At 38.6% G+C, this 22,611-nt stretch carries 19 protein-coding genes; 4 read left to right on the top strand and 15 right to left on the bottom strand.

The features are described from left to right. Nucleotides 1–27 precede the first annotated feature (27 nt). From BET01_RS09690 to BET01_RS09675, 4 genes are all read left to right on the top strand, one after another. Nucleotides 28–1,455, top strand: coding sequence for a serine hydrolase domain-containing protein (locus tag BET01_RS09690; RefSeq protein WP_120196600.1), 1,428 nt, complete (start codon nt 28–30; stop codon nt 1,453–1,455). An 83-nt stretch (nt 1,456–1,538) separates the two neighbouring features. Beyond that, nucleotides 1,539–2,204: a hypothetical protein gene (locus BET01_RS09685; protein WP_243117175.1), complete on the top strand. Its 666-nt coding sequence runs from the start codon at nt 1,539–1,541 to the stop codon at nt 2,202–2,204. A 101-nt stretch (nt 2,205–2,305) separates the two neighbouring features. Next, nucleotides 2,306–2,884, top strand: a complete 579-nt coding sequence (locus BET01_RS09680) for a hypothetical protein (RefSeq protein WP_120196599.1) — start codon at nt 2,306–2,308, stop codon at nt 2,882–2,884. Between the two features lie 203 nt (nt 2,885–3,087). After that, complete coding sequence (locus tag BET01_RS09675; RefSeq protein WP_243117174.1) at nt 3,088–3,255, top strand: transposase; 168 nt, start codon at nt 3,088–3,090, stop codon at nt 3,253–3,255. Between the two features lie 290 nt (nt 3,256–3,545). Here BET01_RS09675 and BET01_RS21565 read toward each other — a convergent pair whose 3' ends face one another. The 15 genes from BET01_RS21565 to BET01_RS09605 form a co-directional block, all read right to left on the bottom strand. Beyond that, nucleotides 3,546–3,692 (bottom strand): hypothetical protein, encoded by a 147-nt coding sequence (locus tag BET01_RS21565; protein WP_158585022.1) that lies wholly within the window; start codon nt 3,690–3,692, stop codon nt 3,546–3,548. Further along, on the bottom strand, nt 3,692–4,075 hold the full coding sequence (locus BET01_RS09670; protein ID WP_120196598.1) for a hypothetical protein: 384 nt from the start codon (nt 4,073–4,075) through the stop codon (nt 3,692–3,694). The genes BET01_RS21565 and BET01_RS09670 overlap by 1 nt, the downstream gene beginning before the upstream one ends. An 11-nt stretch (nt 4,076–4,086) precedes the next feature. Continuing rightward, nucleotides 4,087–5,478 (bottom strand): glycine-rich domain-containing protein, encoded by a 1,392-nt coding sequence (locus BET01_RS21560; protein WP_158585021.1) that lies wholly within the window; start codon nt 5,476–5,478, stop codon nt 4,087–4,089. Then, entirely contained in the window at nt 5,471–6,097 is a 627-nt protein-coding gene (locus BET01_RS09660; RefSeq protein WP_120196597.1) for a hypothetical protein, read from the bottom strand. Before BET01_RS09660 ends, BET01_RS21560 begins: the two co-directional genes overlap by 8 nt. After that, on the bottom strand, nt 6,098–7,594 hold the full coding sequence (locus tag BET01_RS09655) for a DUF5048 domain-containing protein (protein WP_120196596.1): 1,497 nt from the start codon (nt 7,592–7,594) through the stop codon (nt 6,098–6,100). An 8-nt stretch (nt 7,595–7,602) separates the two neighbouring features. Further along, nucleotides 7,603–8,496 (bottom strand): hypothetical protein, encoded by an 894-nt coding sequence (locus tag BET01_RS09650; RefSeq protein WP_120196595.1) that lies wholly within the window; start codon nt 8,494–8,496, stop codon nt 7,603–7,605. A gap of 15 nt (nt 8,497–8,511) precedes the next feature. After that, nucleotides 8,512–9,567, bottom strand: a complete 1,056-nt coding sequence (locus tag BET01_RS09645; RefSeq protein ID WP_120196594.1) for a hypothetical protein — start codon at nt 9,565–9,567, stop codon at nt 8,512–8,514. Nucleotides 9,568–9,617: 50 nt separating this feature from the next. Further along, nucleotides 9,618–9,890, bottom strand: a complete 273-nt coding sequence (locus tag BET01_RS09640) for a hypothetical protein (protein ID WP_120196593.1) — start codon at nt 9,888–9,890, stop codon at nt 9,618–9,620. 35 nt (nt 9,891–9,925) lie between these two features. After that, on the bottom strand, nt 9,926–16,273 hold the full coding sequence (locus BET01_RS09635; protein WP_120196592.1) for a hypothetical protein: 6,348 nt from the start codon (nt 16,271–16,273) through the stop codon (nt 9,926–9,928). 51 nt (nt 16,274–16,324) lie between these two features. Further along, nucleotides 16,325–16,540: a hypothetical protein gene (locus BET01_RS09630; protein ID WP_120196591.1), complete on the bottom strand. Its 216-nt coding sequence runs from the start codon at nt 16,538–16,540 to the stop codon at nt 16,325–16,327. 128 nt (nt 16,541–16,668) lie between these two features. Continuing rightward, on the bottom strand, nt 16,669–17,397 hold the full coding sequence (locus BET01_RS09625) for a hypothetical protein (RefSeq protein WP_120196590.1): 729 nt from the start codon (nt 17,395–17,397) through the stop codon (nt 16,669–16,671). Nucleotides 17,398–17,453: 56 nt separating this feature from the next. Then, entirely contained in the window at nt 17,454–18,275 is an 822-nt protein-coding gene (locus BET01_RS09620; RefSeq protein ID WP_147422805.1) for a hypothetical protein, read from the bottom strand. Nucleotides 18,276–18,279: 4 nt separating this feature from the next. Continuing rightward, nucleotides 18,280–18,669 (bottom strand): hypothetical protein, encoded by a 390-nt coding sequence (locus BET01_RS09615; RefSeq protein ID WP_120196588.1) that lies wholly within the window; start codon nt 18,667–18,669, stop codon nt 18,280–18,282. Nucleotides 18,670–18,922: 253 nt separating this feature from the next. Next, nucleotides 18,923–19,771 carry a hypothetical protein gene (locus tag BET01_RS09610; RefSeq protein ID WP_120196587.1) on the bottom strand — a complete coding sequence of 283 codons (849 nt, stop codon included), beginning with the start codon at nt 19,769–19,771 and terminating at the stop codon, nt 18,923–18,925. Between the two features lie 14 nt (nt 19,772–19,785). Next, nucleotides 19,786–22,560 (bottom strand): hypothetical protein, encoded by a 2,775-nt coding sequence (locus BET01_RS09605; protein ID WP_120196586.1) that lies wholly within the window; start codon nt 22,558–22,560, stop codon nt 19,786–19,788. Nucleotides 22,561–22,611: the final 51 nt, after the last annotated feature.

Raw genomic sequence — 22,611 nt, 5'->3', positions numbered from 1 at the left:
ATTATAAAATAATTTAGGAGGTACGGTATGAGATTTGAAAAAGCAACTCCAGAATCACAGGGAATCTCTTCCTCAGCAATTCTGGATTTTTTAAACAAGGTAAACAAACAGGGATTTGAGCTTCATTCGTTTATGCTACTTAAGAACGGTAAAAATATCGCTGATTGTTGGTGGAAGCCATATGCACCGCAGTACAGGCATCAATTATTTTCCTTAAGTAAGAGTTTTACTTCAATTGCAATTGGTTTGGCAGTGAAGGAAGGTTTAGTGACAACAGATACACTGATTGCTGACATATTTGAAGTTGAAATGAAAGAACTGGGCGAGAAGGTTGACGAAAAAATCAAGAAAATGACGGTAAAAAACCTCCTTACAATGGGAACAGGTATGACTTATGAAAACTGGGTATGGAATGATGAAAATTCTAATAACGTTCTAGGATTTTTAAGCTCCCATGTGAAAAATGAACCAGGAAGCGCTTTTTTCTACAATACCCTCGGCACATATATGTGTTCTGCAATAATCACAAGGCTTACGGGGCAAAAGCTTGTGGATTACCTCATGCCGAGATTGTTTGAACCTCTGGGAATTGACCCCATTTGGGAGGAAGATAAATTAGGAATCAACTATGGTGGATTTGGTTTGAATATCAAAACAGAAGACATCGCTGTTTTTGGGCAAATGCTTCTGCAAAAAGGGAATTTCAATGGAGTTCAGCTCGTTCCAGAAGCATGGATAGAGGAAGCATCCTCCAAACAAATGAATAATGGAGATGAGGCAGATAGCGATTGGGCGCAGGGATATGGCTACCAGTTCTGGAGGTGTGTGCCCGATGGAGTGTACCGTGGAGACGGGATGTACGGGCAATACTGTATTGTCATACCTGATCATAACTGTGTCATTGCCGTGACCAGTAACGTTGATATGGGAAAATTTATGAAGTTGATATGGAGTGACCTCCTTCCCTGGGTTGGAGGTGAAACTGCTCTGCTACAAAATAGTGATTATAATAAATTGGTTGAGTTTGAGACCAGCCAGACACATCTGCAGGTGAACGAAAATGCCCAACCCTATCCGACCTTTCGGGCGTCTTACCGTCTTACCAAAGACGCTGTAGTTGAGGATGAGTTCAAGATAAATAAGATCGATTTTGATTTTGAAAATGGCGAGTGTCTTCTTGCGCTTTATAACGAGGAAAGCTCTCAACCTTTATATGTGGTTCGCTTTATACAAAAAAAGTGGGTGGAAACAGCAAAGCAATTCTGGACTTCCGAATCCTATTATAGGGCTGTCTGCTATGGAGAGTGGAATGATGAAGAATTGACAGCTTGCATTTGGCACTATGAGACGCCTTTGAATACAAAGCTTAAATTCACGTTCAGTGAGGAAAGAAAAATCCTGGTACTGCACGTGGAAGCGCAGAAGGAACTGACACTTAGTTATGTTAAAATATAAAAGAATTGTAATAGGATAAATCGTTCTTCTGGTTTAGGTCAGGATATGTGGCTCTCAGGTTGGAATGAAGTTTAGAAGATAAGATGGCTTACGAATTGGAAGTATTCAGTTATTTATGTGTAAAAATGAAAAAATCCGAGAAAAGTCTTAGTAATCCCCTGAAATATCCGATAAATATTATAAGAAATGCAGCAGGCTGGTTGCTGATATTTTCTAACAATTTTAGAATAGGGGGTATTTTTATGAGTAGAAACAAGTTTTTAAAATTGATGTTCAGTGCCGTATTAATATTGACAATGGTCTTTACAACAACGAACGCTACATATGCTGCAACGGGAAGCAAGAAGGTGACTTCTTCAGGTACCATGAGCATTGCGTTAAAAACAGGACAAACCGGTAATTCCAGTGAAGTTGTATTTATAGTTTCAGGTCTGCCGACAAATGCTGTAATCACGAAGCTTGAGGTGAATCCGGGCTTCATAAAATATTATGCCGGTGGGATGCTGACCAATTATTTGACACTGACGAGCAGTAATAGGAGCGCATCGGAGAAAGTAACGTGGGGCGGTGCGGGTAATACAACTTTGAAAACAAGCGGGTTTTTAGCTTCAAGAGCGAATGGAACTTATACAATTTCATTTAACTGCACTTGCTTAAGCGGTGCTATTGTGAATGGTATGATACTAGACGTTGGTGGTAAAACATACTCCAGTCCTTATATTACAATTTATTGGGACGATTCTTTATAATTTTTTGTAATTTGAACAGATAAGCATTATATTAAAGATTTTCATATGACCAGCCCATATGGAAGTCTGAAATTAAATTAGATAGTAAGGAGTATATAGAGATGCGCATCGGAAACGACAACCCCTTTGCACAAAGCCACCTGCTTTCCGGAACGGAGAAACGGGGTAATGTGCAATTACCTGATTATACCGATTTTCATTTAAATACAAAAACAGCACCAGCAATGAGCGATGATAAATATAGGGCAGCCATAATTGAACAAGCAAAGAAAGATCAGGAAGCTGGAAAATTTCAGTCAGAATCCGCAGGGTTTAGAAGTTTGGTAAAAAGCTATGTTTCTGTCGTTTCTCCTGACAGAAAAAATATGATTTCAGAAGGCTTAAGAGCAATATATAAAAACAACAACCCTGAACCTAAAACCTTTAATTTGCTCGATTATTTACTTGGGACTGTTAAATATAATAAAGAAGGAAATGACTTGTCTTACGCTGAATTTTACGATAGTAATGGCGAAATGGTAGCCACTTATTCTAATAGCGGCTGGACTTCCTTTGGAACAAAAGAGGAAAATGCCCGTGAATCTGAACTTTGGGGTATTTATAATAATGCATGGAATAGTGCGGCGAGAGAAAGTCGGGGAAAACAAGGTGCTGCAGATTCAATTTATATTTCTGGTTAATATTTTTAAAAGGATAGAATGATTGGTTATAGATCAGTTTTTGATTTAATTATATCATTTGATCATATTAAGAAGAAAATACTGTATTTAAGCCTTCTTTCTTAGATACAGAGACTGTTTCAAAGTGGACTTGTTGACAAAGTAGCAAAAATGGCCTTCCTAATGATATAATATTTCTATAAAAATATGGGGAGGCTGTTTTTATGATGGGCAGACAGAGTAATCAGGTATGGTCGGAAGGAACGTTTTCCGTGTTAAAACGAGAACATAAATTGAAAAAGATTAAAAAAAGGGGCATTCATAAAGCAACGGAAGAATGCCTCTTATCAGTAACTGCATTAAATCTTAAAAGACTGGTAAAAGCGGTATAGGTACCGTGCATTACCAGTCTTATTTGAAGTGAAATGACCATAAAGTTAACCAACATAGAACTTAGAGTTTATTTGTCAACAGGTACATTTGTTCACATACTCCCGTAAATATCTCGGATATACTACCGCTATTCTGTGAATATACAAATAAGTAATACATATCTTTTTTATCGATTAGCTTTTTATTTTCTTTGGAAAAGAAGTTTCAATATACCTATCTTAAAAAATATTCTGATGATGTTACTATTTTTTATGGTAAATACTTTCAGCAGTATTAAAGTAGGTTTTATTTATACCTCAATATTCCTTTTTAATAATAATTCTTTTACTTCTGATTTGATTTTTTCAGGCACTTCATTAATTGATTTGTAATTAATACCTGTTTTTAAGCTAGTTTCTATTAAATCAGCGTAAATGTATGTGATAGGTGTAATCATTAGTTTGTTTCCTCCATCTTTTCATAAAGGTTAGCAATAGTTTGCTGTAATTTTAGTATTTTGTTTTCTAGTGACATTTTGTCTTCGTAGCTATCTGTTAATGCTAGTTGAGATTTTATTAATTTCACGTGTAATTCATCTATTATTACTTTTTCAGAGGGTAAATATATTGCTTCTTCTTGATTTCCGTTTTCATTAAGATAATAAAACTTTCCATTTATAAATTTATTTCCTATGCTTGTTAAGTAATCTGTCGTATCTACAGCAAAAGCATCATTACCGAAAGATGCTTTTGCTAATTGGTTTGCTAATTCATAATTCTCACATAAGAAAATATTTTTTATTTGATTTTCTTGTATTAAAGCATATTTGATTTCTTGCATAATTTGTCTCCTTAATTTGTATACCTTATTATACATATGCCTGAACTACCATTTCCTCCGTAAGCGTATCGGTAGTCATCGTCAGTTGCATGACCGCCACCACCACCGCCGCCACCACCAGAGTTAGGTGAACCGGACAAACCATTTTCGCTATTTCTTGACCAGTCACCACCTTTACCGCCGCCAGAACCACCAGCGCCACCAGAGGAACCAGTTGCTCCTCCCCCACGAAAGCCACCGCCACCGCCACCGCCGCCAGCATATAGCGTACCGTTTCCTTCTCCAAATGATCTAGTAGTGCTGCCTTGTCCTTTGCCTCCAGTATAGCCTTGGGAATCTGTACCGTTTCGGCCATCAGATCCGCCATCTCCAGCATATGGCCTTCCATAGGTAGAGTAACCATTATTAGACCCTCCACCCCCACCGGATCCGCCATTTCCACCATTGCCCCAGGACATGGATCCACCAGCCGCAGATAAATAGTTTCCAAAATATGTAGCTGACCCGGAGGTTGAGTTAGACCAATGGCCGATACCACCTGCACCTATTATTACATTAATTTGACTACCAGGAGTTACTAGAACTGTACCAGTATTAGTATAACCCCCTCCGCCACCACCCCATGCCCCTGAGTAATTTGAAACATTTCCTCCAGAACCTCCTCCTCCAACTAAAAAGACTTGTACTGTATACACATTTGATGGAACAGTCCAAATAGTACTAGTAGTAATGATCTGACTTGCCAAATTAATAGTAATTGTTGACATTCTTGTGGAATTATCAATCCATTCTTGATTGTTTACAGTAGAGTAGCTAAACGCTCTAAAATAGTAAGTTATACCTAGACTAAAACCACCAATTACTATATTAGAGACCCCAGAAGAATTTGTATTATTTCCAAATCCTTTATAATATCTTGTACCATCTGAAATATTTGCAGGATAGCCCCCTGTACTTCCGACAATTATCACTCCTGAAAATGGACCAGAAGTAGGATTTCGCCATGTAAATATAATTTGGTTTGTTGAATAGGGGGCACAACTAAAAGACAAAATACTTTGCACAGACATTGTGCCTGTAACTTTATTTCCATTAACCCAAGCTGTCTTTCCATTTACAATTTCATTGAAGGCGGCAGTAGCCGAAGTCTGACTTAATAAATTATTAGCATTAACCGAAAAATCCTGAGCATGGTATCCCTTCTTCACGCTAAAGGAACCACCGGCATTTAAACTCTGATTCCCCGTAGCTCCATTATTATCCATTGTTCCAGTACCAATCTCATCATTGGTATCAGAGCCTACATAAGTTTTGCCATTTAATATATATTCCTTAGTAGCGGAGACCTCATCGGATCCAATCCCACCTCCGCCGGCGACGTTTGTTACACCATATCTAGCCATCTTTTCTCATCACCTCGATTTCTCTAATTGTCAAAGTACTTTTGGGTAACTTATTTGCTTTTAAAACAAAGTTCCCTTCGCCTGTATTTTCTTTCACAACAATAAATGCTTTCGCAGCATGGAACATACTGTCAGAGTTAAAAAATACATTTACTCTGTCATTTTCCAGAATCTTATCAGATGAATAAGTATAAGTTAAATTCTCACCCCATGCACTTACCGGTATTTCCACATTATTTGCAATCGTAACACCGGTTAAATAATCCGTTTTTTTGGCGGAGTAAGCATTTCTTTTTTTGTCTTCCCCTTCTGCGGAATCGTTGATTCCCACAGTTTTCTGAGCAACTGTAAGAACCATTTCATCGACTTCATCTTTAAAAAACTTCTGTGTTGCTTTTACTCCGTCCAGCAGGACATTGAATTTATCTGCATTAAATAATGATTTTGTTAAATTGGGATACTGCTTTATCAATGCAGTCATTTTATCCGTATCATTATTCATCCATGCCTCATTATATTGATCAATGATGGGACGAAGAGTAGAAGACGCATCCTGCATGTTTGGCAGGTCGCATATTATTTCTGGAAATTTACTTTGTGGGTATTCTGAATAGCTCACTTAATTAGCTCCTTTCTTTTTTCTCCCATATACATAAGAATAGCTCTCTAAAAACTTATAAAGAGTCATACTCATTGTTCCGTCACCGGTTGACCAGCTTAGATTTTTAACAATATACTGGTTGGTTTCCTTGTTGTATCTGGGAGTGTATTCGAGTTTTGTGTTTACTTCTAACCAGGGGATCACTAAGGTACTTAAGTTTATGGTATCCAACATGGCAGTTGATTTATAGGTCAGATATTCGGCCTGATTATAACAGGCGGCATCGTCACTTAAATTTCCGTAATCCATTGACTGTGAAATTTCATAACCTATATTTTTTACTGAGTATGGACAATCTGGTGATTCTTCCACGTACCTTCCATAGCACTGAAACTGTCCTAAGAGAAACAGGGCATTCTGATCTGGTGAGAGACGCCGGTATCGAAAGACATAAATGTTATTTTTCTTTAATGCCCCTGGTTTTAATGGGTTCCCATCACCGTCATAGATAGGAATGGTGGGAGAGAAGCTGTTGATTATAAACTTTGGAGCAGCAAGATTGTCATCGCTTACCTTAAATGCCAATTGAGTCAGGTTATCTACGCTGTCCCAGGCTGTGTACATACTGAGATTGATCCCATACGTATTGTTGGTGTAGCTTGAGATATCCGCGTATCGGTCTTCCTGCTCCAATGTCAAGACCTTGCCCCATACTTCAGTAACATTAAAGATTCCGTCAAATTTGGAATCAGCATTTTCACTTACTACGATGTTCTGCATGACCGTATCATTTAGAATGACCGGGTCTTCCAGGCAGGTGGGGATCTGTCGCCAGATAAAGGTTCCGTCTGCATCAAAATAAAATTCCCAGGAATCGTATAGATCCCGGATCATTTGCCAGATATCTGCGTATGTGCTTCCAGTCGCAAAGGTTAAGTCATAGGGAATTGGTTTTCCAATGTCCTCAACAATATACTTTTCAATTCTGGACTCTTTCATAGTTGCGATGACGGAAGCGCGGATGTCCTCTCCAGCAGGTATGGTAAGATTTTGGACGGCATAGTCCGGGGCGTTGTTGGAGGAGCCGTATCCGTTTAGATGACCGTTTAAAGTGCCATCGTATAAGGACATCAGGTCCCCGCAGGAGACGGATAACTTTTTTTCGGTATTAGAAAAGGAGTATTTCATGCTCAGATAGCAAAATACTCCCAATTGATACCAGATAATTTCTTTTGTCTTCACAGATTTGATTCCGTAGAAGACTCTCAGGCGTTTGTCCAACCATATTTTTTTATCTTTCCCGATAATGAAGGAAGAGTTTAATACCACCAGATCAAACTGGTAGCTTCTGCGTTGTATGGATTCGCTGTCCTGGCTGTAGCTGTCATTTATGATTTGTCCTTCTAGGGAATCTAGTGTTTTAAATGTGGAATCCATTAACTCTACCTTTAAATAAATCTCCTGGGTGCCTTGCTTTAACAGGTCTAAGTCTTTTTGAGTTACTTCATATGCCATTGTTTCACCTACCTGTCAATGTCGGCGTTTATAAAGCCGTTGTCATAAAGATCCCCGGCATCATAGGCACTGCCGCATTCAGCTACGCTAAATTTTGTGGTTACGTGCTCATAATGATCGGATTCTTCTGTAATATCATTGCTTGTGACAGCCACCATGTAGACATTTCCCAGAAAATCTTTTAAAATCTTTGGCTGACTGTTAGTAAGGAAATCATAGATTCCATTCCGATATTCCCAGGAAGAATGAGTCTGCCAGCCATCCTCATTTAATTCAATAAAGGTACAGGATAGATCGCCGGAAAAATATCGGATTTTACCACCCTTTAATACTACAGGTTTTTCTCTTCCCAGAAGCTCAATCAGGTTGGTGCGCTGGGTTAGCTTTTTATCAAATCTTGTGTCCAGAACCATAGGATATGAGATATCCTTTTCGCAGATGAAATAGGAGTCGAACCAGGATTCTACTCGGTTTGTAATATAATTATTTTCACCGCCGGAAATGATTGGTACGTAGGCGTATTCCACCGTGCCCACTGGTTCATAGTAATCCATAAGTTCAATTTTAAAATCTTCATTGGAACGAATGGGCTTTTCATAAATAGTCTTAAACTTTTTATCGCCTTTTACCCTCTTTTTAATTCGTATGGATTCTACGATGCTTTCTGTAAAACTTACGTTACCACCGTAGAGGTTTCCCTGAAACAGGGCGTGAAGCCGGGTATCAAAGCCCCAGACAGAAGGAAATGTCTGATCTACTCCTGACAGCTCGATCACTTTTTCCGTAGCAAAGATTTCATCATAGATGGCTGAGGCTATGGTTAAGTCGGAAATGTCAGAAGATGAGGCTGGTGATGAGGCCAGGGATTCCTTGCTTGAGGCAAAACAGCTTCCTAAAAACATAATATCACCGCCTTTCTATTTATTTACCAATTCAGCTCTGATTTCGTAATAGCCGCCGATTCGGTTGGTGCAGAGCACAAATTGTTGGGTATCCTTGGGGAGTGGAAGGTATTTGCTAAAGAGAATATATTTGCTGCCCAAAGAGACTGCCTCCAGTTCAAAGAAAGCTTTCTCACCTCCAGAGTCTGAATAATTACCTTCCCTGTAATAAATGTTTACATGGCATTGATCTTTATTGGTAAAATGGATGATTTTAGCATTGGGTACCGGTCGGTGGAAGCGAAATGCTTTGGTAAAGTCTCCATTTACTTCGAAGCCAATATCATAAGTAACGAAATTTTCTCTTAAGTCGGCAAACTCATTGTCAATGTAAATGATATCTTTTTCCGGGATGCCAATGGTGGAAATAATATTGCTTTTAATTTCAATGGCACCGTGTTCCGCTCTATTGTTTAGCTCTAGAGGATTGAAAATCTGAGCTTGGGTATAGGATACCGTAAATAAAATATATCCGGTATCCAGATTCATGTTGTGAAGGGTTTTTCCTGTTGCTCTTATGTAGTACTGTTTTGCATTTTCAAGACCTGAAATCAGATACTCTAATTGACTGGTATCGTATAGATCGCCAGAGGTCTGCAGCTCTGTTTTCTGGTAGGTGTAGAGCGTGATACAAAAGGAATTTAAGGGTTCATTCTGCTTTTGGGTATAGATAAGTCCAGTTTGATAGGCAGATGATTTTAAAACATCACCAGGATTCACGGACAATTTGAATTCCGGCGTTTCGTAGCAGTAAAATGGAGTTCCTACGCTTTGCAGAGTGGACTCTTTGCCGTCTATATCAAAGACGGATAGATAGGCTACGTAATAGCCGCCATTTTTAAGCTCGGAATCTGCTGGAAGAGAATAGCTTTGCTTCATGGTGCTAATGATTTTGTCATATACGGTTGTTCCAGAGGCATTTTCTTTTATGAGGCATCTGGCTTTATAGATCTGATTCCCCTGCCAGGAAAAATGAATGTCAGTTCCAATTGACGAGTCAAATGGTTCTATTGGGTGAATGGTTGCATACATGTTTAGCTCCTTTTCTTATTTGAAATGGTTTAGCCAGTTCCAGCTTTTGGTCAGGAACTCTCTTGTGGTTCTGTCAACCTAATAAATAAGGAATTCCAGTCATTACAGGGAGCACAGACCCAAATAGTATCGTTTGGCTGAAGGCTACGGCCGCACCTGGCAGTGAGAGTTCTATTCTTATAGGAAATAATGTATTTTCCTTTGGAGGCGGGGCCAATCACCTTGGCACGGAATGTACGGTCAAATTTCATAGTTTCTGTTGCGCTCGTAAATAAGTAATGAATGTCATCTACCAGCTTTTTATAGACATCTTGTAGGTTCAATTGAGTTCACCTCCTTTCCGTTTTCGCCGTCACTACTAACGCTTTCCTGTATGCTGAATCATAGCATTTCTTAGACCACCGTTTAAGATGCCTTGAGCCAGTTCATCTGCATTGTTGCATGACTCAATGTGGATATCACCAAATTCAAAATTGGTAGTGGTCTGTCCTGTACCTTTTGATGTGTCTGCGAGAAATGATGAAGCAAATGGTGTATAGTTCCAGGCTTGCCCCAGGTTGGATAGAAGGGTATCCTGCTGGTCGGAGTTGAAAACAGCTTCATTTTTATGAAGGATTGCGGGAAATTCATCTGGCTCCAGTTTTTTAAGACCTAAGAGCTTCATATTTGCCTCTCGGTTAAAAGGGGTGCTGTTACCTACCAGTCCGTTTTGTATGCCGCTTTTGTAGGGGCCTACATTTTTGCTACTGTGATCACCCGGTCCTCCGCTTACCCAATCTCCACCTATATATGGTTCACCATTGGAATGCTCTTTGTCGTCGTCATCATCGTCTTCCGTAGACTCTAGATTATCACGAACTTCTTTTAATACACGAAGCATAGATGCTACATTGTCCGTTAGTTGCTGCCAGCTGGAGGTATATTCGGAGATAGCACCGTAATTTTTGTTATACTGCTCCAGAGATTTCATAAGGTCCCCGGCAGTGGCGGCTAAGCTTTTCTGAATTCCGGATAAAATGCTGTCACCGTTGGCAGCAGTCCCTTTAATAGCGCCGTAATAATCGTACAGATTTTGAAGGCCTTCGGCAGCAGGCATTTTTTGATTGAGCTGGGACAAGAGGTCATTGATTCCAGTTAGTGCTTGAGTATAGCTTAAGGTTCCATCTTTGTAGGAGGAAATGTAGCTCTCAAGGAGAGTAGATATCTGATTGGTAGTATCCAGTTGCTCTTTATACTGTAGTATTTGTACCGAAATACCTGAATACATCTGCGTGAAATTTTGAAAGAGCTTTGCATCATCGCCGGATAATATTTTCTCTTTCCAGCCGTTTCCAAGAACTTCGTTGGCCTTTGACTCATTCTGGGCTTGAGAGATTTTACTGTTAATCTCGGACCATTTGTCAGAAATTTTCTGTAAGGAATCTAGTTGGTCCTGGTATTTATCGTTTAGTCCGTTAAGGGTTTCTTGGAGGCTGTCTATCTGAGTTTTAAGCTCATCGGCTTCCAGGCTAAACTTAGCATCCTGAACCGCTTCTTTGGCTTGTCGGAGCTTATCGGCATCCTGTTCGTAGACCACCTGCCCATCTCGAATGACCTTTTCTGTGGCTTGTCGATTGGCCTTTTGAAGATCATACAACGATTGTTCGTATCTTTGCTGTAATTTGAGCTTTTCGTTTTGTTTGTTTAATAGGTCTAGCTTGTCTTGTAATGATTTTTTCGAGGCTTCGTATTCTTCATTGACTGCCTCTTTTTGTTCATTAATAGCTTTGACCTGATCGTTAATGGCGCCTGTTATCGCACTGATTACGGTATCGTATTCCCCTTTTACGGATTCCAAGCCGCTTAATAGCTTTTGGAGATCCGATGAGTTAGCGGTGATTTTTTCCAGGGGCATTTTTAGAAGTGCTTCGTTCCATTTGTGGAGATTTTGAACCATTGAGGACATTTCGGAGTTCACATTTTGAAGTTTGCCGTATAACTCGTTCCAATTGTCAGTGCCGGCATCATATTCATTCATGACATCTTCGATAAGTCCAACCTGTTTTTGGTATTGATCCATTAAGGTGAAGCCATTTGAAATTAATTTTTGATAATAGCTGCTGTCTGCTTTTTTCCCGGAAGCTTCCAGTTCACTGTTCCAATTTTCCATGGAAGACTGGATGTTCTTATACATTCCAGCAACTGTCTCCATATGCTCGATTGGCATTTTTAGAAGCTGGAAATTGTATTCTTCCTGAGATTTTTTTAAATCGAGAGTAGAGGATTCTAATTCACGGACCTCCTGATCAAGTTTGCGATATGTTTCGGAATTATCGGAATTTAGTTTTTGATCCCGTAAATCCTGCATTTCTTTTCGTTTGATTTCTATCAGTCGTTGATTGTTTGCTTCCTGCTTTTGGGACTGCTCGATTAGCTTGTTATAAATGGAGGCGTCTATTAGTTCACCGGCTGTTTTCATGTAGGAAATTTGCTTTTCAATAAGTGAACTTGAGGCTTTTAGTTCTTCGTTTTCAGCCTTTACGGCGGCTGCCTGGTTTTCGTAGCTTTCCATAAAGCTTTCAGTATAATTCTTTTGTAGATCAATTTGTTTGTCTTTTGAGGCTTTTAGCTTGTCGTATGCAGCAATGGCAGCCTGGACGTTTTCGGCCTCCGCTCCAGAAAGATTATCGGTGGATAGCTCTCCAGTCTCAATTTTACTTATGTACTTGGAATCAATTTTGGAGAGAGCAGTGTCATATTGAGTCTTGTATTGATCAATTACTTTTTTTTGCTCTTCCAGCGCGGCTTTATCGTGTTCCACTAACTGCTGCAAAGCGCTTTGGCGGGAGGCGGTCCAGGTTCCGCTTGTTAATGTGCGGGTCAGATCATTGATGGATAGCCCTGATTTCTCAGCCATGTTTTTTAGTTCTTCTAACTGTTCTATGTTTGGGGCTTCATTTTCTAAGATTTCCTTGCCATTTTTAAAATCGTCTTCGGATATGCCTAGATAATCGATGTAGGTGTTGGAGGCAGCGTCTTTTAATTTACTCCTCTTATCATCCTGGTATTTATCATAGCGATCGGCCCAATCAAATTTTTGTTTTTGAACAGAAGATGTATTTTGGGGTGAAGATGATGCTTTTCCCCCAAATTTAGAGTTTGTTATTTCGGGTATAGTTATTTCGGCTTTTGAAGCATCATTCAATTGTCTAACGAACTTATTGTATTTGTCAGCCTCTGTCTCTATATTTTGAAATCCCTTTTCGTATATTGCGGTAGGATCATCTGAAATTACAGTTACTTGACCATCTTTTCCCTCTTTTATGTTGTTTTCAAAAGAACCATAAGAACCGGCTTCTCCAGTTTTACCAGTCCACATACCAGAAAGAGTCTTTTCTAAAGCAAGCTTCATCCTGGCTTTTGCATTCATGAGATTTTTCCAGTTCTTTAAATCGTCTCCATATGCTATAGCTAGGTCTACGAATAAACTTTGATTGTTCTTTCTTACGTTATCATAAAAAGATTCATTATCACTAAGCTTGTTAACCATGTTAAGTTGAAAAGATTCTGCGTCATCCTCGTATACTGCTAATAATTGATTACGTAGTTTTTCTGAACTGGACAATCCGTTTTTATATGCTTCTATGTTACTTTGCATGGCTGGAAACTGGTCAGCCATTGATTTTAGACTAGAAGAGCTGATTTTACCTGTATTTAGAAATTCTTGATTTATTGAATTAACTACATCAGCAGCCTTTTCCATATTGGCTTCTAATTCTGGAGTGAAATCTATATTTTTAGAAAAGTTCTTTATATTTTCTATAGCACTAGATGAACTTACACCTGTAGACTGAATTATTTTATTTAAGTTCTCGAAGGAAGTAATTGTTGTTTCGTTAAGATCACCGCTATCAAGTTGATTAATGTAATCTTTAATTTCGTTAATAGGAAGTTCTGAGAATGAATTTATAAAGTTATTATTCATTTCATCATTAATTTGTTGCTTTGCCGAGGATATGACCTTCTGATATGTTTCTGCATAGCCTAAGCCAGTTTCACTTGCAAGCTTTTGAAAATTAGTATCAAAAATAGGTTTGATTCCAATAAAATTACCTGTCTCGATTTGGGAAGTTAGTGAATTTTTTGAATTGGAAAATTCTTCGGAATTCCATATATTATTAAACTTTTCTTCAGGAGAAATATTTGGAGATTGTCGGATATATGTATTAAGAATATTTTTTATTTTGCTAATGGAATCTTTATCATTTTCAGAATCTAAATTATAAAGTTTTTCAGTGATTTTTGGAATTTCCTCTGCTAGCGTGGTTTCTAACTCTTTAATCCGACCTTCTAGTATAACTCGTTCTTTATCCGTATTTATATATTTTATATCCCATTTGTATCCTTTGGGATCTGATACTTTGATACCATCTACTTCTGCTTTTTTACCTTTAAGCTCTGATTTTAATCGTTCTATCTCTGCTAGTTCACTTGAAGTCTTATCTAATACAGTACCAGATCTACTAAAAATTTTTGCTTGAGAAACAGGTGCTCCAGCTCGATTAGGCAGAGAAGAGGTAAAACCATTGTATTCGTCATATTGCGTCTCCGCACTAAAGTAATCTAATGTTTTTTTTCTTTCGTTCTCTTTATTAAACTCTTTGATAGCTTTTTCAGCCAGGAGCTGTCGATTCAATTCCTCATTATATGTTTTTAGTTTATCAACTTCCTCTTGCTCAACAAAAGTTAGTTTACCCTTTGAATTTAATTCATTAAGTCGATCTGATGTTTCTTTCAGTTTGTCATTAATTGAAGATATTCTTGAATTAGAGTCTTCTAACTTTTGTTCAGCATCAGCTAGAGCTTTTTCTGCAATTTCTACTTGATGGTAATGATCATAAATAGCTTGACCTATGGCGGAGACAGCCATAGATAAAACCTGCATTGCAATAGCAACAATACCAGACATGGCTGCATTAAGTAATATAGTTTTTGATCTTAAGAGATCTGTTTCTACTCCTGTTTTTTCTAAGTGAGCTTTATACCCGCTTAACGAAGCTGGTGCTTTTTTCGTACATGTTGCCAAGTAATCATTTAATGTTACATGGTTTCTTGCAACAGAAGCAGAAAATGAATTAAGTCCATATTCCCCCTTGATTAAACCCTCTTCCAACGCATCAACTGATTTTGAAAAATCAAGAAGATTATTAGCAGGTTCTAATATGGATTTTAGATCAAAGGAAATAGGGGATCTTGATGAATCCGTTTTTAAGGATTTATTATCTACATTTGGAGTTATTCCATTAATACCATCCAACATCTGAGGTATTCGTTTAATGTTTTCCTCCAGCGCCTCAACGCTAACAAGCGTTTGCTCCAGAAACAATCCCATACCCGCTGATTGATTTTGACTGGTCAGAGAGTAAATAAATGAATTCCAGGAATTCTGAAGAGAAACAAGTTGGCTTTCCCAAGTGGAAGCAGAAGCAATTGCTGCTGCCATAGCTGCCTGACTACCGTTAGAATAATTAGCAAGAAGCTGTTCATAAAGACTCCATTGTTCTAACAATACCTTTATCGGGTTTGTCATCTCCTGGCCATCAATATCCCCAAACAAAGAAACATCTTTCTTGCTGGAAATAGAAGCGTAGGCTTTTGCCATTTCTTCCAAGCGTTTGATTGGTTCTGTAAGCTGCCCAGATGACTGATTTATACGATCCATCTGTTCTAAAACGGATTGAAACGATTGGCTTACAGCAACTCCTGTCTGTCCAGATGAAGCAATCAGAGTCGCTTCTGCAGCAGTAAGCTGATCAATTCCAATGCCTGCCTTTGCAGCAGATATGGCATTGGATTCCATAGCAGCGGTAAGGTCTAGAAGGGGTATCTTGCTTTGCATTGACACAGAAATAACACCCTCAAGTGCCCTGGTCAATTTCTCTACGCTACCGCTGTATTGGTAGGCAGTATCCATAGATTTGATAAAGCTGTCCGCAGCCGCTGCGGAAATAGATCCCAGAGACTGGGCTAGGAGGGACAATTCACTCAACTCCTTGGAGATAGAGCCATACCCGCTTTTTGCCATGGAAAGAACACTTAAGAGATAATCTTTGGCGGAGGTTCCATAAGCACTAGCAGATTGAAAGGAATCTTTTCCTAATTTCTTGATTTCTTCTCGACTCATTCCAGCAGCTTTTGAAATATCGTTTAAGATAGTAGAAATTTCTTTTAGGGTTACCATGGACTGCCTAAATTTAACGACTCCCATTTTTGCAAGTCCAAAGGCTGTAGTCACTGTGTTTACTTTACTTTGAATACCAGTAAGGTCCTTTTTCATCCCTTCAGGCTTTAAATCAATTTTTGGTAATATCGTATATTTTGATAAAACGGAGTTTAAACTCTGGGCGATTTTCATAGCCGAGACTTTAAGACCCTGTTCGCTGATTTTTATCTCTTTTAATGATACATTGCTTAATGCATGGTCTAAGTCTGCTTTTAACTTTTTATTGTCAATTTCCGCTTTTAAGCGGATGACATCTACTTTCTTTTCCAGTTCTTTTATGGAAGCATTTAATTTATTTTTGCTTTCCCCTTGATAGAGTTTTGCCATCAGATGAAGTTGGTTGATGGTTTTCTCCATGTTTTTAATATCCTGATTTAACTGCTTTGTACTCTTTTCTTTTTCCAAAGCAGCAGTAAGTTTTAATATCGAATCTTTGTCTGCCATAGATTTTCCTCTTCTATATATAAGTGGGAGATAAGGTGAGATACAATCGTGTTACGCTTTGTTTTCCTGCCATCGTTTGTAGATGAGCTCGCTTTTGGCTTTGTGGAACCAGGCGACAATCTTTCCTTCCTGTCGTTCTGATTCCCAGATAAACTCGGGCTGCAGCCCATTGGAACAGTAAAATATAATCTGTTTTAAGGAGGAGATAGGAATCAGGGAATCCTCACCATAAACAGATTTCGCTTCTTCTAACGAATAAAATTTCATAACGTCTCCTTTATGCAATGGGAAAAAAATAGGGAATAACGATTGTAGCGGATTCGTTATTCCCTAAGTGTTATAAATAACACAAACTACAATCGGTTATACCTTGATTTAATCTTGAATCGGAACGCTTATGCTTCCGCTTCCATGTACTCTACCATGTCAGCAACATTGCCATCCCTATCTTCTAAGCAGGCAAATTCAATCTTTACAGTAGCTGCGTCACCGCTGGAAGAGAAGCTTAAGTCTAAAGCTTTCTTAGGCTTACATTTGTAGCCGGTGATGACATATGGTGTGATTACGCCGCTTTCATCTTTTTCTACTGTTTTCATAGTGATATAGTAATCCAGCGGATTCTTCTTGTTGTTAAAGCTGATCTTCTGAACGCCGGATTCTTTGGCGATTAAGTATCCTACTTCATAAGCTTTGCCAGTTAAAATGTCAGTAGCAGCAAATTTATTACCTTCTACAGCGCCCTTTACAGCCTTACCACCGAAATCTCCTTCTTCGTATACAAATACGGAACCAGCTTTTACGCCTTCTGGAAGAGTGAGTTCCCCTGCAGTGGTACAGGAAATGGTCTTTCTTTCTGCAATAACAGCAGATGTTTCGATGACACCATCAGATAATAAAGCATAAAGCTTAAATGGTTTCACCTGAGCTTCGATTGTCATCGTGCCATCCATTGGATTAGAGAAAGCAATCTTTTTCGCACCCTTGCTGGTAGCGTAGGTTTCATCTGCTGTAAAACCAAATGTAGTTACATTTGCATCCTCAAAAAAGAGATATGGAGCCAGTGTTTTTAATACACGGATATCCACGTCACAGCAAGTTCTGTTGGCTTTGTTCATGTTTGTCATAATAAATTCCTCCTGTTTTTTGTAATATAAAAAAAAGATCTGCAATTTTGCAAATCTTAATTTTCGTTGTTAAGGTTTTTGTACCATTGGGCTGGATCGAAATTGTTTTTACCATCTCCCCAAGCGGCCACTGACATGGATTGAATATCATACAGTGTGTTGTTTTGCAGCCGTTTAAATTGATCGTATAGCTGATAAATAGTAATATCCCATATGTTTAACATGTTAAGGGAAGGGTGCCTTGCAGCAACGGCAGATAAGATATTGGGCAGGTCCATGCTTGCATTGGTATTTTTACCTTTTTCTCTTTTCGACTCTGCCTCTTTGGTACGATAGAAGAGTTTTCTTGCAAGTTCACTTTTGAATTTTGGCTTTTCCAATTCTGTCTGAGAGGGAAAGATTCCATTTCTTTGTAAAATAAGTGTTACGACAAGAGTGTAAATATCTCTTGATATAGAGCAGAAGGTTTCTTTCCCGGTGGTTTGAATAAATCCCTTGTGTTCATGGGAATATTGCAGTTGACATTCTAGGAAAAAGGACAGTGAATCTGCAATATCGTTTAAAAGCTTTCCATCAAAGGAAAAAATATCGATTGGCATTATGCCATCTTTTTCCTCTTCGGATAATCCTTCATATTCTTCTCGAATTTGTAAGATCGTCTGTTTCTCTTGGTGAGAATAGTTTGAAAAGTAGTCAGTCATGTTTTTATCCATACTGCTGTAATAAGATTCAATGTCCAGCAATAAAACCCCTAAGTAGGATTGGTAAGCCGGGAATGTGAGCGCTGCAATTTCCTTTAACTTAGGGGAACGGATGCTCAATCCGTTTTTTAGCTCCAAAGGCGATATACTGATAAGTGTTCCGTAATCTAATTTCATAGGATTACCTTTCTTCTTCTTGGGAAAATTCAAATTCAATCATTGGCTGCCCCTTGTTCTTTATCACGAATGCACTGCTGCAATCGGAATGTACATAGGTTATGATTCCATCCACCCATAAATATCCTTTATCATTTTTTGCTTCCTGACACCAGATCTTTTTATCAGATAAAGAAAGTATGTATTCGTCTCTATATCCATCAACATGGGAGTCGCTTAGTTTGATATTGCAGAGCTGGTAATCGCTATTTTTCACGATCGCATTTAAAATAGAACAAAGGCGTTCATATTCAGCTACAATATTAACTTCCTGAAAATATGGGAAAGAGGAATCTGCCAGTGAGATTACTTCACTTATCAAATGATCCACGTTTGGAAAAATGTGTTTTTTCATGGTAATACCTTCTTTCTGATAAATAAACATAATTCCATAATAATTGTTATACTCTCAACCGGTACATATAAACGGCAGTCCGATCAAGAACTGTATCGGACTGCCGGTGCCAAGGAGTGTTATGAGAAAGGATTGGATCTTTTCTACCTTTCCATATTAGAAATATTACAATTGAACACATGTTCTTGAAAAACGTCGTAAGATCAATGGTTTTAAAGGGGTATTTTTAAACTCTACTTTGAAATGAGTTGGGTTACACTGTCATTTTGCTGCGATATCGTTTCAATTTCATCTTTTGAATTTCCTTTTTGTGATGAAGCTTACATTCTTCACATCTGCACTCTCTGCTGGCGGGTGCTGCTTCAAATGTGATCTTGCAGTCAATACAGGTAATTGTCTTTTTCTCCATAGGAGAGTAGTAGGGGTTCTGCTTTGCGCAATTGCTGCAGTATTTCTTATTTAAGGAAGTTTTTCTCACCAGGATATCGCACTGTACGCATTTGATATAATTCTCGCCTTTGATCGTTCTCCACTCGTAACCCAGCTTTCTAAAATCCGTAATAAATATCCTGCCTTTTTGTGCTTCCTCTGCAAACAAAACTCGAATGCTTAGATTATCAATGCGATTAGCAAATTCAATAAGGCCTAATTCCCTTAACTTATGAAAACGGATATCTTTGTCATACGCAGTTGTGGTAATGCAGGCGAGTTTATAGATCTCACTATCACTGTTGGTTACCCAATTTTGATTTTCTTCGTTTCTAAAATTGCGAAATTTAGCCAGGCATAAGAGAGTAAATGCAAGGCGCTCCAAAACCTTATTGGAAATACGTTCTATGATATCTATCTCCTTATCTGTAACCCAAATGCCATCACATTGACATAAGGGATATTTGGGAGCACGATTTACGCAGGACTCTATTGCATCAGACCAATCGATTGGATTGTATTTGGGATTGTGATTCTCCATAAAGGTATGAAGTGTTTCAATTATTTCCTTGTTCTCAAATCCTTTTATATGGAAGAAGTATCTGGCAAGCATACTTAAGGTCTGATAGGTTTTTGAGAGATCCAGACGATTAGATTCCAGCAATTGTTCCACATATACTTTTTCATTTAAAATAATAATGGTTCCTCAACCTCCTTTTCTACTCTTTGTTTCATGACAAATGATTCTCCCGCAAATTCAAATTCTCCTTTAGAGCTTGTTTTGGCGGGGTAATTGATAATATGGTGATTCTTTTCTAATAAGTTATTGATAACTGTTTCACCGCAAACATCCCAGACAAATTGCTTTGATTTACTGGTGGTATAACACAGATCCAGCAAGATGTCACACAGTTCTTTTTCGTTGGGGCAGATTGCTTCACAGGCAGCCTTGAATTTAAGAATCAGCATAGTTCGGTTCAGGCTTACTTCGTCTTTATCCAGACGTTCTGTTTTTGCCAGGCACTGATAATTCTTAACTTCCAAATCATATTCAGCTTTCACTTTCTCTATTTTCTTATAATCATTTTTGTTGTAGGATGCTCCTGATTTTAAAATAGTATAATCAAAGGAAGTAGCTGATTTTTGTTTTGGTAGGATATTATGAAACTCCTTTTCAAATAGCCAGCAGATCTGATTGACCGTACAGGGGCGGTTTCCAACGGGTAAAAGTTCTTTGTGATAGTTAAGAAATTCCATTTCTTCGGTTGATAGATCCCGCTTTTCCATTAGTTCTTCAATTGACATCTGAAACAATCGAATTGATTTCTTGTTGCTGTCATTGATGAAGCTTTTATACTCTGTCATAAGATCCGGGTAAATGTATTTCATGAAATATGGCTTTTTATTGGCACAGATCCTAAGGCAAAGCTCCTTATATTTTTTCTCTTCCTCACTGGTCTCTGGTAGCTTTTTGCAGGCAGATTGATCGTACCAATGTTTTGGCATTGGCTTTGATAGGATACCTTTTGCTTTATCAATGGAGTTTTGCTGGTAATGCTGTCCGCACATGATCCGGTAATCCAATTCCTTATATTCCTGACTGTCCTTATGATAACCAGATTGAATCTCTATCATGGCAGTGATTTTATTGGTGGTAGCACCGATTTCATCTCCAAATGCAAGGACATTTGCCTGTACGAAATGGGATTCCTCTGGAATGACCGTATCAGCCCGTTTTTGTACGCACTCAATGGTGGGAGCATTCTTTGTGTTCCTTACAATAATCGGATGATCTGTGGTAAAGAAAGCATCGCTGTCCTTATCTGCGCCATTTAAAGCATCACAGGTACTATCCCAGGAATTAAGAATCATACTGGTTTGGTTGTATTGATACCAGTCATCCATTTCTGGATTATGGACGACCTTGCGTCTTCTAATGTTGTTATGACATGTCATGGGAGCACGAAAGCAGGCAATCCCTTTCACTCCCTTGTCTTTCCAGTAGGAATGGTAAACCTCCCCTGCTTTTAAAAGCCCGGTAACCGGAAGTCCAAAGATAGATTGGGCGAGAGAGTAGGGGTCACCGGAGACAATGGCAAAATTTCCGGTCAGCTTTATAGACCCTTTTGCGGCCATCTGGATTCTCTTTCGGATCATATTGTAGATCTTTCCGACTACAAAAGGATCCTTAGCCATTTGCTTATCAATCATCAATGCTTTTATAAAATCGTGCTCCCAACTATCTGCCTGCGATTCATCAAGATGCATTCCTTTTAGAAATACAATGGTTTTACGCCAGTCATCGAAAAGAACATCCTTGATTTCACGGATCGTAGGTTCACAAAGCTCATAGAGCTCCTCCTCTGTAAATTCAAAGGTCTGTAGAAACTGGTAGTTGGCATTTCTCACATGTTCCAGCTTGCTTGGCGTTGTTTTGGAAACGGAAAACTCATAATGGTTTTCCTGGGAACATTGCAGGAAATGCTCTAGACTATAATAGGAATCCCACAGCTTTACCATGGAGGTGGTAAGTATGACGTCATAATCTCGAATATCTCGTGAGGTACCCCAGGCATCGTAAAACGTGTAATTTTCCTTGTTAACCTCCCCGGCAAACTTCTTAAAATCAAAGGTAAAAAGCATACCTTTGGTCCAGGCAAAGCGGGTATTAATTCCTGTAATTGTTTCCCCATTGGAGGATTCTCCATGAAGATTCTTATTTACGATCACGGAATATTCCGGAGACATAAGACCATATCCGTCAGAATCGCAATAAGTAATTTCGTAGTCTTTCTCACGTGTCATCTCAGGCTCATCTTTGATCCCATCTTGAATTAGAATCACATCTTCTTTAAAGGTTACAACGCAATCCTTTACAATTGCAATTCTTGGCATAGTTACCGGAATGGAGCTGCTGCAGATTAAGGCCTGATAAGCTTCCAGTTTAGCTGGAATCAAAGGCTTGCTTAAATTTCTTCCGTTATCCATACGTTTCTTTATTTCATCATATATGGAACTTCCCACATAGGTTATGGTAGATTTTTTAATGCCACCGTTGGTTCCTAAAAGTCTGCGGTAATGGAATTGGTTAATGGTAAATCCTTTGTTTGCTCTTAAGTAGTCTTTTTTTGTGTTCATGATGATACATACATAATCCTTCTGATATTGAAGGGAATAAAGTTTTTTGTATAACTCTCTTATGTTATTTTTAGTTGCTTCGCTTTTTGGTAAATTTTTTTGATGTTTGATTTGGGATTGAATGGACTTTACCTCCAGATCCAGATCTTTAATCCCATTTAGCTCACAGATCCAGCGTAAAAGCTGGCTATCGCTAAGTGCTACCACATCGTTTTTATTTTTGAGTGCCGTATGTATTGGTAAATTGAGATTCCAGTCCGCTTTGGCAAGACGTTTGCTGGGTAGTTTGTAAATGAATTTATGGCATGATTTTTCCTTTGCCAAGGATATCCCCCCTTGATTCAATGGTTCTTATTTATGGTGAAACATATGGTG

Origin of the sequence: Lacrimispora algidixylanolytica, assembly GCF_003609635.1 — a bacterium.
Lineage (GTDB): Bacteria > Bacillota > Clostridia > Lachnospirales > Lachnospiraceae > Lacrimispora > Lacrimispora algidixylanolytica.
This window is presented reverse-complemented; position numbering and strand designations above follow the sequence as displayed.